General features: G+C 36.8%; 15 protein-coding genes and 1 riboswitch. Of the genes, 10 read left to right on the top strand and 5 right to left on the bottom strand.

Annotated features, from left to right (window positions below; translation table 11 throughout):
- Positions 1–326: 326 nt before the first annotated feature.
- Positions 327–1,058: a class II chromate reductase ChrR gene (chrR, locus tag ACIQXF_RS22245; RefSeq protein WP_402787836.1), complete on the bottom strand. Its 732-nt coding sequence runs from the start codon at positions 1,056–1,058 to the stop codon at positions 327–329.
- Positions 1,059–1,342: 284 nt separating this feature from the next.
- Here chrR and scpC point away from each other — a divergent pair, with 284 nt between their 5' ends.
- A complete protein-coding gene (scpC, locus tag ACIQXF_RS22250; protein ID WP_402787838.1) occupies positions 1,343–2,863 on the top strand; it encodes a succinyl-CoA:acetate CoA-transferase ScpC in 1,521 nt (506 codons plus the stop codon).
- 59 nt (positions 2,864–2,922) lie between these two features.
- Here scpC and ACIQXF_RS22255 read toward each other — a convergent pair whose 3' ends face one another.
- A complete protein-coding gene (locus ACIQXF_RS22255; RefSeq protein ID WP_402787841.1) occupies positions 2,923–3,123 on the bottom strand; it encodes a hypothetical protein in 201 nt (66 codons plus the stop codon).
- A 155-nt stretch (positions 3,124–3,278) separates the two neighbouring features.
- Positions 3,279–3,911, bottom strand: a complete 633-nt coding sequence (locus ACIQXF_RS22260; protein ID WP_402787844.1) for a glycerol-3-phosphate acyltransferase — start codon at positions 3,909–3,911, stop codon at positions 3,279–3,281.
- A gap of 292 nt (positions 3,912–4,203) precedes the next feature.
- Positions 4,204–4,317, top strand: a riboswitch (SAM riboswitch).
- A 116-nt stretch (positions 4,318–4,433) separates the two neighbouring features.
- Here ACIQXF_RS22260 and ACIQXF_RS22265 point away from each other — a divergent pair.
- The 3 genes from ACIQXF_RS22265 (at position 4,434) to ACIQXF_RS22275 (ending at position 8,070) form a co-directional block, all read left to right on the top strand.
- Positions 4,434–5,735, top strand: a complete 1,302-nt coding sequence (locus ACIQXF_RS22265; RefSeq protein ID WP_402787847.1) for an O-acetylhomoserine aminocarboxypropyltransferase/cysteine synthase family protein — start codon at positions 4,434–4,436, stop codon at positions 5,733–5,735.
- 389 nt (positions 5,736–6,124) lie between these two features.
- Positions 6,125–6,511 (top strand): hypothetical protein, encoded by a 387-nt coding sequence (locus tag ACIQXF_RS22270; RefSeq protein ID WP_402787851.1) that lies wholly within the window; start codon positions 6,125–6,127, stop codon positions 6,509–6,511.
- A gap of 572 nt (positions 6,512–7,083) precedes the next feature.
- Positions 7,084–8,070 carry a homoserine dehydrogenase gene (locus ACIQXF_RS22275; RefSeq protein WP_402787854.1) on the top strand — a complete coding sequence of 329 codons (987 nt, stop codon included), beginning with the start codon at positions 7,084–7,086 and terminating at the stop codon, positions 8,068–8,070.
- Positions 8,071–8,158: 88 nt separating this feature from the next.
- Here ACIQXF_RS22275 and ACIQXF_RS22280 read toward each other — a convergent pair whose 3' ends face one another.
- Positions 8,159–8,389, bottom strand: a complete 231-nt coding sequence (locus ACIQXF_RS22280; RefSeq protein ID WP_402787857.1) for a MerR family transcriptional regulator — start codon at positions 8,387–8,389, stop codon at positions 8,159–8,161.
- A 249-nt stretch (positions 8,390–8,638) separates the two neighbouring features.
- Here ACIQXF_RS22280 and ACIQXF_RS22285 point away from each other — a divergent pair, with 249 nt between their 5' ends.
- The 4 genes from ACIQXF_RS22285 (at position 8,639) to ACIQXF_RS22300 (ending at position 12,294) form a co-directional block, all read left to right on the top strand.
- Positions 8,639–8,836: a hypothetical protein gene (locus tag ACIQXF_RS22285; RefSeq protein WP_402787860.1), complete on the top strand. Its 198-nt coding sequence runs from the start codon at positions 8,639–8,641 to the stop codon at positions 8,834–8,836.
- A gap of 424 nt (positions 8,837–9,260) precedes the next feature.
- Positions 9,261–9,953: a response regulator transcription factor gene (locus ACIQXF_RS22290; RefSeq protein ID WP_402787863.1), complete on the top strand. Its 693-nt coding sequence runs from the start codon at positions 9,261–9,263 to the stop codon at positions 9,951–9,953.
- Positions 9,931–10,086, top strand: coding sequence for a hypothetical protein (locus ACIQXF_RS22295; protein WP_402787866.1), 156 nt, complete (start codon positions 9,931–9,933; stop codon positions 10,084–10,086). Before ACIQXF_RS22290 ends, ACIQXF_RS22295 begins: the two co-directional genes overlap by 23 nt.
- 15 nt (positions 10,087–10,101) lie before the next feature.
- Complete coding sequence (locus tag ACIQXF_RS22300) at positions 10,102–12,294, top strand: histidine kinase dimerization/phospho-acceptor domain-containing protein (RefSeq protein WP_402787869.1); 2,193 nt, start codon at positions 10,102–10,104, stop codon at positions 12,292–12,294.
- Between the two features lie 42 nt (positions 12,295–12,336).
- Here ACIQXF_RS22300 and ACIQXF_RS22305 read toward each other — a convergent pair whose 3' ends face one another.
- Positions 12,337–13,485, bottom strand: a complete 1,149-nt coding sequence (locus ACIQXF_RS22305; RefSeq protein ID WP_402787872.1) for an acyl-CoA dehydrogenase family protein — start codon at positions 13,483–13,485, stop codon at positions 12,337–12,339.
- Positions 13,486–13,642: 157 nt separating this feature from the next.
- Here ACIQXF_RS22305 and ACIQXF_RS22310 point away from each other — a divergent pair, with 157 nt between their 5' ends.
- Together ACIQXF_RS22310 and ACIQXF_RS22315 are read left to right on the top strand one after the other, a co-directional pair.
- The gene (locus tag ACIQXF_RS22310) at positions 13,643–14,722 is read left to right on the top strand and encodes a metallophosphoesterase (RefSeq protein WP_402787875.1); all 1,080 of its coding nucleotides are present in this window, start codon (positions 13,643–13,645) and stop codon (positions 14,720–14,722) included.
- 76 nt (positions 14,723–14,798) lie between these two features.
- The gene (locus ACIQXF_RS22315; protein WP_402787878.1) at positions 14,799–15,632 is read left to right on the top strand and encodes an undecaprenyl-diphosphate phosphatase; all 834 of its coding nucleotides are present in this window, start codon (positions 14,799–14,801) and stop codon (positions 15,630–15,632) included.
- Positions 15,633–15,751 lie beyond the last annotated feature (119 nt).

Consider the following 15,751-nt stretch of genomic DNA (forward strand, 5'->3'; position numbering starts at 1 on the left):
TCTTTAGCGCCGATGGTAGTTGGGGGCTTCCCCCTGTGAGAGTAGGACGTCGCTAGGCACACAGTAGCCACTGAGAAATCAGTGGTTTTTTTGTTTTTGCGACTTTTAGAAAGTTAACCCAAAAAATACTATAAAATGGTTTTGGTTCCTGCTAAACTATTTGCAAGAAGCTTGAGAAATAAGGAACCATATCGTAAAAGCTATAGACGATTTGGATTTAAGATGAAGCCTTGTGTAGTAGGTCGTCACGAACAAAGAGTATTAAATATATGAAAAAGTGTAGTTACTATCATACGATAGTAACTACACACAGTTTGTCGATGAAATTATTCCCAATTAAAACCCTTTTTCGCCAAGAAATCTTTGATATGAGGACGACGTTGTTCAATTAAAAAATCTGCCATTTGCTTTGTCCAGTTATCAATTTTTCGATTGGATGAGCGATTATTATAATAGGCCTCCATCGTGTCGTTGTAAGCTGGTAAAAGCTCCTCGTATTTTTCTGCATTGTATTCATTTTCGTGTAATACTGCTGCAACAGGTAAACGAGGTTTTACTTCATTACGACGTGCAGGAACCCCAATTGTTAAGCCGAATAGTGGGAAAACATGATCAGGTAGATTGAATAATTCGCTTATTTCCTCAGGCTTATTACGTACTCCTCCGATGTAACAAATTCCATATCCCATAGATTCCGCAGCAACGACAAAGTTTTGCGCGAATAATGATACATCAGCTACTCCAACAAGTACGTTTTCTGCCGAATCAGCCACAATTTCTACACCTTCTAATTTACCCGCTGATTGAAGACGTTTGAAATCTACACAGAAGACAAAGGCACCGCCAGAAGTTTCGTATTGACGAGGATTGCCAGAGAGTAAACCTAATTTCTCCTTTTTCTCCTCATTTGTTACCCAAATAACGCTATATGCTTGTACAAAATGAGATGTAGCGGCCATTTGTGCAGTAGCAATTAATTCTTCAATAATTTCCTTTGAAATCGGATTTCCATCATAAATACGAACCGAAGAGTGGTTACGTAATAATTCTTTAACCATCAAAAAAATCTCCTTTTCCCCTTTATATATCAAGAGCATATCATGCTTTTTCTTCAAAATCGAATTATTTCGATGTTGAAACTATTTTTAAATAATTTGAAAATACATAAAATTTCTCGAAAAATAAAATATTTCATCATATATAGATTAAATATTCTAAGTAGTGTAAAATTATGTATGCGACGGTTTATTTGGTTGGACTTCTACAAGTTAGATAACTGTATTGAAAGAATTGAGCCAAGTAATCTAGTTGGACAAAATAAAGTGGGATGGAGGAATAAGGAATGGAAGAAAAGTTAGCGAAAAAGCTTCGTAATGAACAGCTACGGGGCAAGGTAGTGACAGCAGAAGAAGCAGCATCTTGGATTAAGGATGGCATGATACTTGGGATGAGCGGATTTACACGTGCTGGTGACGTAAAAGTAGTACCGCTTGCACTTGTAGAGAAAGCAAAAAAAGAGAGCTTTCAGGTAGATGTATATACAGGTGCATCACTTGGCCCAGAAGTGGACCAATACTTAGCAGAAGCTGGCGTTATTCGTAAACGTGGACCTTTCCAAGCAGATGCTGGTATTCGTAATAAAATCAACAGTGGTGATATAACATTCGTTGATGCACACCTGTCACATAATGCAGAATTAGTACGCCAAGGCATTATTGGTCCTATTGATTTTGCTATTATTGAAGCGGCTGCTATTACAGAAGATGGCTTACTAATTCCTACAACTTCAGTTGGTAACTCTCCGATTTTTGTGCAAGAGGCAGACCAAATAATCATTGAGTTGAACGTAGCTCAGCTTGATGCCTTAGAGGGTGTGCATGATATTTTTGTACCAGGACCACAGGGGAAACGCGATCCAATCCCATTACAAAAAGTATCAGACCGACTTGGTACAATTGGTATTCCACTAGATTTAGATAAAGTAAAAGGAATTGTTATTTCCGATATTTTAGATGCGCCATCAACGATCGTTCCTGCGGATGAAGAAACAGATGTTATGGCAAATCATTTATTAAATTTCCTACGTGAAGAAATTAAAGCAGGTCGTTTAACAACAAGCTTAAGACCAATTCAATCAGGTGTAGGCTCTGTAGCAAATGCCGTATTATTAGGTTTTAAAGATTCTGAGTTTGAGAACTTAGAAGTATATTCAGAAGTACTACAAGATGCGGTATTTGAATTAATTGATGCAGGAAAGGTAAACTTCGCATCTGCTACTTCTATTACCCTTTCCGAGGAAGTTGGAAACCAAGTTTATGGTAATTTTGAAAAATACGCGGATAAATTAGTATTACGTCCACAAGAAATTTCTAATCAACCAGAAATTATTCGCCGACTCGGGTTAATTTCTGTGAATACGGCGCTTGAAGTAGATATTTATGGAAATGTGAATTCTACACATGTTTCTGGCACAAAAATGATGAATGGAATCGGCGGTTCTGGAGACTTTGCACGTAATGCACGTTTAGGTATTTTCGTCACAAAATCTTATGCAAAAGGCGGAAATATCTCTAGTATCGTTCCAATGGTATCGCATGTAGACCATACAGAGCATGATGTAGACGTAATCGTAACAGAGCAGGGCGTAGCAGACTTACGTGGACTTGCTCCAAAAGAACGGGTTGCGCTAATTATCGATAACTGTGCACATCCTGAATATCGTGAGCAATTATGGAAGTATTTTAACGAAGCTAATGAAGCAACAGGTGGACACCATACTCCACACGACCTTGAAAAAGCGCTTTCATGGCATGTGAATTACGCAAAAAGTGGTACCATGAAGGACCCTGCATTATCTAAATAAATAAAAGAATTAAAGCCTTGAAGGAGACAGTGTATTGGCCCCTTCAAGGCTTTTAATAGTTAATAACGTAATCCTAAAAGCATTCCGGAGAAATGATCAGGTAAGCCCGGAAAGTGACTAGGTATCCGAGGGAAATGATCCGCTATAGGTAAATCGTCGTTGTTATGTAAAAAAGTAATGACGATTAGTGAAGTGAAGGCTAAGCCAATCCAGAGTGGCTTCAAATTGCGTTTTGGTTTTACTTGTTCAGAAGTAGACATACTTTTCATCTTTTCTACTATAGACATGACTATTATTTTTTAGCATTGGCTAGAAAGTAATATGTCTATTTTTTTGTGAAAAACTAGTATGTGAAATACTCCCTATCTGTAGCGATAATAGGCAGCTTCGAGAAAATATGTGGTCTCATCGAATATTATTCCTTTTTCTTGAAAGCAGAAGTCACTTTAGGCTCCGTTCCTTTGATTAATCGTTTTATATTTTCGATATGCAAAAAGATAGCTATTCCAAAAAGAAGTAGAGCAATAATCGTTGGGCCGATTCCGGGAATCCATAAATATGTTGCTGTACAAAAAACAAGATAATATTCCAGAACACCGACAATTAAATAGTTTGTCGTAAAAGATAAAATGACGAATAAAATGAGTGCAAATAAGCCAATTTTCCAATCAACAGCGAGTAATATGCCTATAATTGAAGCAGTTCCTTTACCGCCATTAAAGTTCATATGAAAAGGGAAATTATGACCTAAAATGACACCAGCAGCTACGATATAGATAAAGAGCCAAATTTGAACTTCTGTTAATTGTATTGCATCTGCTAGATAGAAATGGGAACCGAGAATAGCTGCAACACCTTTACCAATATCGATAAGTGCAACTAATATTCCGTATTTCCATCCGAGGGAAAGTGTTGCGTTGGAGGCGCCTGCATTACCAAAGCCAGTTTTTTTTAAATCTACCCCAGATAAAAACTGAGCTACTTTAGAGCCGTGAATACAGCCAATTAAATAACCAACAAGAAGAAAAATAATAACGGCTTTTATCATAAAATCCTCCTTTCTAAAGTAAAAGAATCATCACCAAAAGTTAGAGATGAAATTTTTAAAATCTATGCAATTTAAGTTGATTGGAGTATAGACTGAACGCTCCAAGGAAAGCACTTAGTAGTAATGGAAATCGACCTACATTTTGGTGAAAACCAATAAATAATATAATAGTCTATGCATTCATATTACGTAAAAAGGCAGACAGAAGTTTCGGAAAAATAAAATTTTAGTGTTGACAGAAAAAAAGTCTATGTTTATACTGTGTAACAACGATGGAAATTGAATCTCATAACTCTTATCAAGAGCGGCGGAGGGATAGGCCCTATGATGCCCGGCAACCAGTAAGTGACGAACTTGCTAAGGTGCTAATTCCTACAGATTCTTACTTGGATCTGGCAGATAAGGGGAGGAAAACTTGCAACCGCAACCCTCTTCTTACTGAAGAGGGTTTTTGTTTTCTACTAAAAAAATCCTCCTCATCTCCGGTACCATCGTAAAAAAACAACCATTTGGAGGTATACAATGACAAATTTTAAACCAGAAACATTACTGTTACATGGTGGCCAAGAGCCAGACCCAGTAACAGGTTCTCGCACAGTACCCGTGTATCGCTCAACGGCTTTCGTATTTAAAGACACAGCTCATGCGCAACGTCTTTTTGCCCTAGAGGAAGCTGGCAATATTTACACACGCATTACAAACCCAACAGTAGATGTTTTTGAAAAACGCGTCGCTTTATTAGAAGGCGGTACAGCAGCAGTAGCACTTTCTTCTGGTGCAGCAGCTATCGCATTTTCAATTTTAAATCTTGCAGGGACAGGGGATGAAATTGTTGCAGCTAGCTCTTTATACGGAGGTACTTATAACTTATTCGCCAACACACTACCAAACTACGGTATTAAAACGATTTTTGTAGATGAAACAAATCCAGAAAATTTCCGATCAGCTATTACTGATAAAACAAAAGCGGTGTTCGCTGAAATTTACGGTAATCCAAGTTTAAAGGTACTAGACATTGAAGCAGTAGCGAATATTGCACATGAAAACGGCTTACCATTAATTATTGATAGCACATTTGCCTCACCGTATGGCTCTACACCAATTGACTTCGGTGCAGATATTGTCGTTCACTCCGCTACAAAATGGATAGGCGGCCATGGTACAACTTTAGGTGGGGTTGTAGTAGACGCAGGAAAGTTTGATTGGACTCGTGGACGTTTCCCAGGCTTTACTGAGCCAGATCCTTCTTATCACGGTTTACGATATGGTATTGACACAGCAGCGGCTGCATTTGCTACAAAACTGCGTGTACAATTACTACGCGACTTTGGACCAACATTAAGTGCTGATGCTGCATTTAATTTATTACAAGGTTTAGAAACGCTTCATTTGCGTATCCCTAAACATAACGAAAATGCTTTAGCGGTAGCTGAATATTTAAGAAACCACCCATCTGTGGAGTATGTAAATTATAATGGCTTAGAAGATTTTGCTACGCATGATTTAGCTAAAAAATATTTAAGAAATGGCTTCGGTTCAGTGCTTACATTTGGCATTAAAGGTGGACGTGAAGCAGGGCGTAAATTAATCGATAGTGTGAAACTATTCTCACACGTAGCCAATGTAGGTGATGCCAAATCATTAATTATTCATCCTGCATCTACTACACATCAGCAACTATCAGCTGAAGAGTTAATCCAAACTGGTGTAACTGAGTCGCTCATTCGCTTATCAATCGGTTTAGAGGCAGTAGAGGATATTATTGCAGATTTAGAACAAGCTATTGAACAAGTTACAGCTTCACAACAAAAAGTAGAAGCTTAAAAACAATTACATGGACAAATGTCGTAGCGTTTACGTATTTTCTCATTCGAAAGGGCCTCATTTGGTAATGCGTAAAACGTTGCTGCATCAACCGCTTATCCCATTTGATAAGTTAGAAGAAGTATTCTATTTATAATACCTAGTAATTTTATAAGTATTATTGACTTATTTAAATCCTTGTTATATACTAGGAAATAAGTTAAATATTCGAAAGGCTACCAACCTAGAAATAGTTAAAAGCAACAATTTCGATTGATTTGACCCTTTAATCAATTACAAACCAATTTGTTTTCATAAGTGCTCCCCCACTTTTGAATATATTAAAAAGAGTAGCTGCAAGCCAGCAGCTACCCTTTTTCAAAAAAGCTGATGATAAAGGAGAGTTTTAAATGGGAAATGTTTATAATGCACAAAATATTGCATCTTATCTTATTTATGAGCTAAATGAAGGTCATGTCTTTGTGAACAACATGTCCATTCAAAACATACTCGCGTCAGTTGAACGTAAATGGCAACAGATCTTTGGGCATTCTGCTTATAAGGAAAAAGTTTATGCCAAAGAGGAAGGCTATACAGTAAAAGAAGTTTTCGAAGCATATGAAGGTTATGGAGCAAGTCATATTCCTCTACCTGCGACAGAGTATTATTTAAAATACGGCACATTCCAATTAGTTGAACGTACGTATGCAATACCAGATTTACAGCTAGAAGAAATAAGGCTTATACAACAGGCTATAACGCAATATTGCTATCAATTGCTAACTAACGCTAGTTAATCGTCCCTCAAATATTTGAGCTCATTCTCTGCTGCTACAGAGAATGAGCTTTTTCATTAATGGGGGAGAAGTAGATTAGCATGCCTTAAAATTTTTAATTACTATGTTTCAAAAGAACAATTTTTATGGATGTTTTAACATACATATATAATAGAAGAAAGACATTCATTTTTTTAGAAAGAATCGTCAATATTTGTTCAAATATTATAGAACAGCTGAAAAGACGTATAATAAAAGGAATGAAACCGATTTCTTCTGCACGTCTAGAGGAAACAAATGTCCGTCCTAGAAAGATTTTTCTTGTGCAATGTATGTATTTGCGTTACAATTTTCTTTAAGTTAAATTTAGAATTATTTGAATTTGTATGTATTGCACAGATCTTTAAACTACGATAGTTATCTTTTTATGGTGAGTGCGAAATGTCATGACTAAATATCTATCTGAATACGAAGTGTTAAAATTGATTTGTGTGGTACAGTCTGCGAACAATTCAAAATCTGTACGGAATTAAGCTTAGGCGGTATTACTTTTAAATGAAACTGCGGAATGTAAGTTGGAGGGAATAACAAGAATGGCAACTATAAAGGCAGCAATTTTAGGATTTGGAACGGTAGGTCAAGGAATTTACCATATATTAAATGAAAAGCGGGAAGAGCTTAAAAATAAATTAGGAATTGAGTTAGAAGTAGCAAAAATTTTAGTTACAGACGCTAGCCGTGAACGTGTACCAGGGACAGCGCATTTAATGACTACAAGTATAGATGAGGTCTTAGCAGAACCAGGCATGCAGGTTGTTTTTGAAGCAATTGTAAACGAGGAGCCAGCATTTACGTATTTAAAGCGTGCAGTTGAACATAAATGCCATGTTATCACAGCTAACAAGGTAATGTTCGCTAAAAAAGGTTTAGAGCTACAAGACCTTGCGAAAGCAAACGGTGTTTTCGTAGGTTTTGAGGCAACAACAGCTGGTGGTGTGCCTGTTATTAAAACGATGAAAAATATTTTACTTGTCAATGATGTTAGTCGTATTCAAGGTGTTTTAAATGGTACAAGTAACTATATTTTAACGAAGATGCGTGCACAAGGTTGGTCGTTTGAAACTGCTTTAAAAGAAGCACAAAATCTAGGTTATGCAGAGGCAGATCCATATAATGATATCTCAGGTCAGGATGCCTTTAAAAAGTTAATGATTTTAAGTGCATTGGCATTTGGTGAGCAACCAGATTGGGCTGACGTAGAAGTAATTGGCATTGATTGCATTTCAGCAGAGCAGGTGAAGGAAGCCACTGAAAAGGGCTTACGCTTCCGTCACGTGGCTGAGGTAGAGAAGCGTGCTGATGGCAAGATAGTCGCAAAGGTAGGTCCTTTATTGGTAGATGCAGAACACCCACTCTATCCAGTAGATGATGTCAATAACGCAGTGGCATTGGATACTAATTACATTGGCACATTAACACTAGTTGGGCCTGGAGCAGGCATGTATCCAACAGCTAGTGTAATGGTTGAGGATTATGCTGAAATTATTGGTAAACGAGCTGGATTTGTCGTAACAATATAAAATAATAGGTGGATATTCCACCTATTACATTAACTTATAGATGCCTGTCAGTGAAACAATATTTTATTGTTGCATTGTTAGGCATTTTTTAATCCTCGTCTTTTACATCAATATCCTCAGGAATGGGTGTATTACGCCAAATTTCGATTTCCTCCTTAATGCGTTCTAACTGGTTAAAATAAGTACTAAATTGTCCGCTATTAATTAGTATTTGATCTCCATCGTAAACCGAACGGATACGCCCATCATAGACTAAACGTAGTACTTGATCCTCTGGCATTCCAAGATCAATAGCTGTTTCTTCAACTGTTTTATACATAATTTTCGCTCCTTTTGATGTCCTTATTATAACGCCCCTTTCTAAAGAAAACATAATAACGTGTTAAAATTTCCGGCCAGTTGTTGGTATCGTGTTGTTTTGCGCTTTACTGAATAAAAGTTAAAAATGAAATGGTAATTGTTTGATTTTGGATAAATCTGTATTATTAAGGTTAATGATGTTATCGGTAGAAGAGGAGTAATAAATGTTGTATCCATTTTTCGTACTTTAGCGGCTATATTATGGAGTATGACAGGAACTGCACAAACTTACTTAGATTATGGAGTATCTCCAATAGCAGTAGCGATGACGTTTTCAATTTGTGCGTTATTGTTATTACCTTTCTCGATAGAAGGTGGATATAACTGGTTAGCCGTCACACATAATCTATGGACAATGCTTTTTATGGGAATTATGTGTACAAGCTTGCATATCTGTTGTTTTTAAATGGTCTTCAGAAAATTAGTCCATCATCGGCAGTCACACATCACTTGCAAAGCCATTAACTGCAGCAATGCTTAGTGTATTTTTAGTTGGTGAATATTTAAGTATAACTCCCTAGTTTGATGTAGCAATGTTATGAAGTGGCATTGTTGTACTGACATTGGCAGTAATTTATTTGTACTGACAGGTGCAAGACTCCCGCATGAAATGTAGAATGCTATGTATATAAATTGATTAGAGCAGATGCTGAGCGATTCCTTGAGAACCAGTGTCACAAATGAAACCCTGGAGCGCAAGCGAAGTGGAAATCACACCACGAACCACATCTGAAGCGATTCATAAAAAGCTTAAGAAATTCTTCATTTTTATAATAGTTGGTTTTTAAGATTTGAAAGGTACACTATTATTTGAGAGCGAGGTGTATATCATGACGAAGTTAACAGTTCTTGTAACAGATGATGATCAAGATATTCGTGATGGTATTGAAATCTATTTAAAAAATGAAGGCTACAATGTCATTAAAGCTGCAGACGGCTTAGAGGCACTTGAAAAGCTAGAGAGCAATGAAGTACATTTAATTGTTTTAGATATTATGATGCCAAAAATGGATGGCATAACAGCAACGTTTAAAATTAGGGAAGAGCGCAATATTCCTATTATTATGCTTAGTGCAAAGGCAGAGGATGGCGATAAAATCCATGGTTTGTCTGTAGGTGCAGATGATTACGTGACAAAGCCTTTTCATCCATTAGAACTGTTGGCCCGTGTAAAATCACAACTGCGACGTTATGTGCAACTTGGGACGTATAATGACGGAGGGGCTAAGGTGGAAATCGACGGACTTGTATTAGATGAAGACGCTAAGGAAGTCAACTTAGAAGGAGAGCCAGTGCGATTAACACCAATTGAGTATAAAATTACGGAATTATTAATGAAAAATGCAGGGCGTGTATTTTCGATTAGAGAGATTTATGAACGTGTATGGAATGAGGAAGCCTACAATGCAGAAAATATTGTAGCAGTGCACATTCGAAAAATACGTGAAAAAATCGAGGCAGATCCGAAAAATCCACGCTACTTAAAGGTGGTATGGGGCGTTGGCTATAAAATGGAAAAATAAAATAGAGCAGTTTGTGACAATTACAGGGTTTGTAGCGGGGGTTATTGGACTAATTTATTTCGGTGTCTATGCGTATCAAATGGTAAATTCCAGATCATCCGAGATGTTACAACTACTAGAGAAAATTTTTTAGAGGGGAGAAAAAAGTATGTTGAAAAAGTGGAAATCTCTTCTCGCTCTTATATGGTTAACTTGGGCAATTTTCGGTATATTTACTTTCACTAGGGTAGGGTATCAATATATTGGAAAATCTTATTTCCAATCTGAAAACTTCCAGCAGGCACTTGATAATTTTCAGTCTGAGTTAGGACCAATGGTGTTAAATCTTCCAACTGCTGAATATTTAAAAAGTAAAATAGAGGTTACACAAAATGAAATTGAAGATCATCGTAACTATTATGGAACATTAGGGCAGCAAATTGATAATATAAAGGCACAATATGAGGAACGCATACAAGAAGCTGCCAATGTGAATGCAACAGACTTAAAAGCAAAGCTAGAGAAAGAGCGAGATGAGAAAATTAAAGATATTACGGCAAATTTTGAGGATGATGAGCATGTCCGTAATAAAATCCTAGCTCAAAAGAAAGCGCTTGTTGATCAATATATAAAAGCTGTAAAAGATGAAGCGAAAAGTTTTGCGAAAAATTATAATTACTGGTCTTATGAATTAACTAACACAGAGACGGGAAAAACTTATCGTTCAGGTGATGTTTCAGAAAGTAGTGCCTATAAAATAAACTATACCGCGCAGCATCCATTAACTACTTTGAACATTAGTGATAGCTTGAGTCAAATTTTTTATCGAACTGATGTTTACCTTGATGCAGAAAATTTCAGAGAAACAGCTGATTACACAGGCATCATCACACTCTCCAAAAAATCTGCACAATCAGCGGGGATCATGCAAGGCTATGAACAATTTACACGTAATCAATACATTTATTTCTTTATCTGGTTAACAAGTGTTATTGCAGCAATTTTTGCGTGGAAGGCACGTAAAGAAGTGCTGCAAGCGGTACAAGGCTTAAAGGAAAAAGAAGCTCTAATGAAGATGAAAATTGATTTTCAGCTTGTTTTATTGTTTATAACTGGCTGTATGTATTGGGCTTCGTCACAAATCACTTTTGAAGCAATTGAATACCTTTATCAGAATAATTATGTGCGCTATTTACTGGATTTTCTGTTTAAACTAAGTGCTCTTTTAATTATTGCTATTTTGTTCTATGTACAATTAATCTGGCTATCTGATCGAGTAAATACAGCAAAAAAACTAGAGAATAGTTTAAAAGCAAGTTATTTATGGTCACTAGGTGAATCAATTTCTGATTTATTTTTAAATCGTTCTATTGCACTGCATTCAATAGTGATGGTAGCTACAGCCTTTTTTGGTGGAGGTAGTTTTGTGGCTGTTATGATGAGAGGAGGATCTTTTCCATTTTTTGTACTTGTACTTTGTATGCTAACTGGAATACCAGCTATGATTCTTTTCTTATCAAGAATGGGTTATTTAAATCGCATTATGAAAGATACGAAAGATATGGCAGAGGGGCGTTTAAATCGAGATGTAAAGGTTCGAGGGAAATCTCCTCTAGCAGGTCATGCAGAAAATCTTAACCATTTACGAGAAGGCGTACGTACGTCTATGCATGAACAAGCGAAAAGTGAGCGATTAAAAACAGAACTTATTACAAATGTTAGTCATGATTTGCGGACGCCACTAACATCCATTATTACGTATACCGATCTATTAAAGAATCCTGATATTACAGAGGAAGAGCGTCAACAATACATTCATATCCTTGATAAAAAATCAGAGCGTTTAAAAGTATTGATAGAGGATCTTTTTGAAGTATCGAAAATGGCGAGTGGTAATATTGAGCTCCATCGTAGTCGTGTGGATTTAACGCAGCTTGTTCAGCAGGCTGTAGGGGAGCATGAGGAAGATTTAGTGCAGGCACGTTTAGATTTACGAATGACAATGTCTCATGAGCCAATTTATGCGTATGTAGATGGTCAAAAATGGTGGAGACTTATCGATAATTTAATTGTCAACGTTTTAAAATATGCTTTAGAAGGCACTCGTGTTTATGTAACTTTGAAACGTACATCAGATGGTGATGCTGAATTTACGGTGAAAAATGTCGCTAAATATGAAATTAGTGAGGATGCCGAAGAATTATTTGAGCGTTTTAAGCGAGCAGATGCTTCACGCCATACAGATGGTTCAGGGCTCGGCTTAGCCATTGCACAATCTATCGTTGATTTACATGGTGCTCGTATGAGTATAGATATAGATGGAGATTTGTTTAAGGTTATCGTTCGTATTCCAGCAGTATAGTCAAAACAGCGGCAAACTGATTGCCGCTGTTTTTAATCGTCGTTATAAGCCTAAGTTTTTGGCTATAATTACTTTCATGACTTCATTTGTCCCCGCGTAGATGGACATAACAGGTATATCTCGATATCTTCTGGCGATTTTATATTCCTCCATATAACCGTAGCCGCCATGCAATTGCATACATTGAATAGCAAGTTCACGTGCGTTTTCAGTTATCCAGTACTTTGCCATGGAAACCTTTGTGACAACATCATTTCCTGCAATATGTTCTTCTATTAAGGATTCTAAAAAAGATTTACCAAGCTCAACTTTTGTAGCCATCTCAGCTATTTTAAATTGCGTGTTTTGGAAGTCACTAATGGATTTTCCAAAAGCTTGTCGTGATTTTACATAATCTATTGTTAAAGATAACATATCCTCAGCGGCGGTTTGTGCAGCAATAGCAACTGCTAAACGCTCTTGCTGTAGCTTTTCCATCATATAGATAAAGCCCTTGCCCTCTTCGCCAAGAAGATTTCCTACAGGCACTCGACAATCCTCAAAATATAGCTCAGCTGTATCTTGAGCGTGCATGCCAACTTTATCAAGCTTGCGACCTTTCGTGAATCCTGGGGTTCCTTCCTCAATTACTAGGAGGCTTATTCCACGATGCTTTTTTTCTTCCTGAGGATTCGTCTTTACAGCAACAACTGCTAAATTTGTATGAATACCGTTCGTAATAAATGTTTTTTGCCCATTTACAATATAATGATCGCCGTCACGAATAGCTGTTGTTTGGATGTTAGCTAAATCGGATCCTGTGCCTGGTTCTGTCATAGCAATAGCTGTAATATATTCACCTGTAACACATTTTGGCAACCAACGCGATTTTTGCTCATGTGTGCCGTATGCTTCTATATAAGGCACGACAATATCATTATGCAGGCTGACACCAATAAGACTTGAGCCAACACGTTCAAGTTCTTCCTGAATAATTACGCCAAAGCTAAAATCTAGACCAAGACCGCCATATTGCTCTTCTACTTGAGGGCATAAATAGCCCATATCCCCAAGTTTACGCCAAAACTCAAGTGGAATAAGATAATCTTTCTCCCATTGAGTATAGTGTGGCTCGGCTTCTTCTGCTAAAAACTTACGTAAGGTTTTACGAAATAACTCATGCTCTGTTGATTCAAATTTATACCTTGTCATTTGAACAGCACCCCTTTTTCTGTCGTAAATGCGTAAATCTTCTCTTATAGTTATAATATTACTGAAAGATTAGTGGAAATTAAAGTGCTTTAAAAATATGATTTTTACATGTAATGCTATAATCAACTAAGACTATAAGAAAGTAGAGGACTAGAATATGCCAAAAGTAATCGGTGGGATACTACTATTAAGTGTATATAGTGCATTAACTTATTACATCGGTTGGGGATTAAAACAGTGGCTTATAACGATGGGGTGGTTCCGTTATCCTATTATCTATTGGCTAGTATTGTTTATCGTTGCATTTAGTATTCTTATTGGAAGGCTACATGAGTCTTTGCGTGTGTTTTCAATTATCAGTAATTACTGGATGTTTATTTTTGAATATGGATTATTGCTTTGTTTAACAGCACATTTGTTTATTTGGTTAAGTCCCTTTAAAAATGTACAGATAATTGGTAGTATAACAATTGCTGTCTTAATTGTATTAAGTATAGTAGGCTCCTATTTAGCTTATTCACCAGTTGTCCGTCATTTAGAGGTGACGATGGATAAAAAGTCCAGTCACCTAGAGTCATTTAGAGTTGTAGTAGCATCAGATTTTCATTTAGGTGTTCTATCACATAAAAAACATTTACAGCGTTTTGTTACATTATCAAATGAGGCAAAGCCGGATATCGTCTTTTTAGCGGGAGACATTGTGGATGACGATCCTAAATGGTTTGTTGAAGAGGGAATGGCAAATGTGATGAAGCAGTTAACTTCTACATATGGAGTGTATGGTGTACTGGGTAATCATGAATATTATGGTAAGAAAATTCCTGAATTTGTTGAAGAGATGGAAAAAGCTAATGTAAAGATTTTGCTTGATGAAACTATTAGAATCGATAATATGTTAATATTAACGGGTCAAGAGGATATTACAAACAAGGATAGAAAACAACTAGATGCATTGAAGTTAACAGATGATTTGCCTTGGTTTGTCATGAATCATACTCCAAATGATTTAACTACTCCTGCAGAAATGGGTGTGGATTTCCATATGTCAGGTCATACGCATAAAGGTCAACTGTGGCCCAATCAATATTTAACGGCACGTGTGTTTGAGCTCGATTATGGTTATAAGTTGAAAGAGCAAATGCATACACTTGTTTCATCAGGCTTTGGCTTCTGGGGTCCACCAATGCGAATAGGTAGCCGTTCTGAGCTATGGGTGGTGGATATTAAATTCCAATAGAATAATAGTCAGAGTATATGAAAAGGGTATTTTATTATAAAATTGTATTTAATTAATAAAAAGGTAAGGTGACAACGTGGATATCATTGAGTTATTAAAGGCGCTCATATTAGGCTTTGTCGAGGGGATGACAGAGTTTGCACCAGTGTCGTCGACAGGTCATATGATTATTGTGGACGATATGTGGCTAAAGACTGAGGAGTTTTTAGGGATGTATCCCGCTAATACATTTAAAATTGTTGTACAGCTTGGCTCCATATTAGCCGTAGTCGTCGTTATGTGGAAACGAATGTTAAACTTAGTTGGGCTCTATAAAATTGACGGCCAATCGGCATCGGTAAAAGGTCACTTCAACTTATTACATGTTATTGTGGGCATGTTACCAGCAGTAGTCTTAGGTTTTGCATTTAAGGACTTTATTGACGATCATCTATTTAAAGTAGAGCATGTTATTTATGCTTTGGTGGCTGGGGCACTCTTAATGATTGCTGCGGATAAATTAGCACCGAGAAAACCAAAAATAGATTCATTAGATAAAATTTCTTACGGTATGGCATTTAAAGTTGGTTTAGTACAATGCTTATCACTTTGGCCAGGATTCTCCCGTTCAGGTGCAACAATATCTGGTGGTGTACTCTTTGGAATGAGTCACCGTGTAGCCGCAGATTTCACTTTCATCATGGCTGTACCCATTATGGCAGGTGCTAGTCTAGTATCTGTGCTGAAAAACTGGGATACATTATCTATGGATTATTTTAGCTTTTATGTAGTGGGCTTCATTAGTTCGTTTATTTTTGCATTACTTTCAATTAAGTTCTTCTTAGCACTACTTTCAAAAGTGAAATTAATGCCATTTGCTATTTATCGTTTAGTGCTAGCTGCTGTACTAGCTGTTATTGTCTTTATGTAAAAAGAAAGAAAGCCACTCTTCTATTATAAAGTGTACCCTTTGTAAAGGACATTTTAAAAAAAGCTCTAGGCAACTTGAAGAAGATGATGTCTGTATTGTGCAGGTGTCATCTTTTTTAG

The sequence above is a fragment of the Lysinibacillus sp. NPDC097231 genome, from assembly GCF_044761885.1.
In the GTDB taxonomy this organism is placed as follows: domain Bacteria; phylum Bacillota; class Bacilli; order Bacillales_A; family Planococcaceae; genus Lysinibacillus.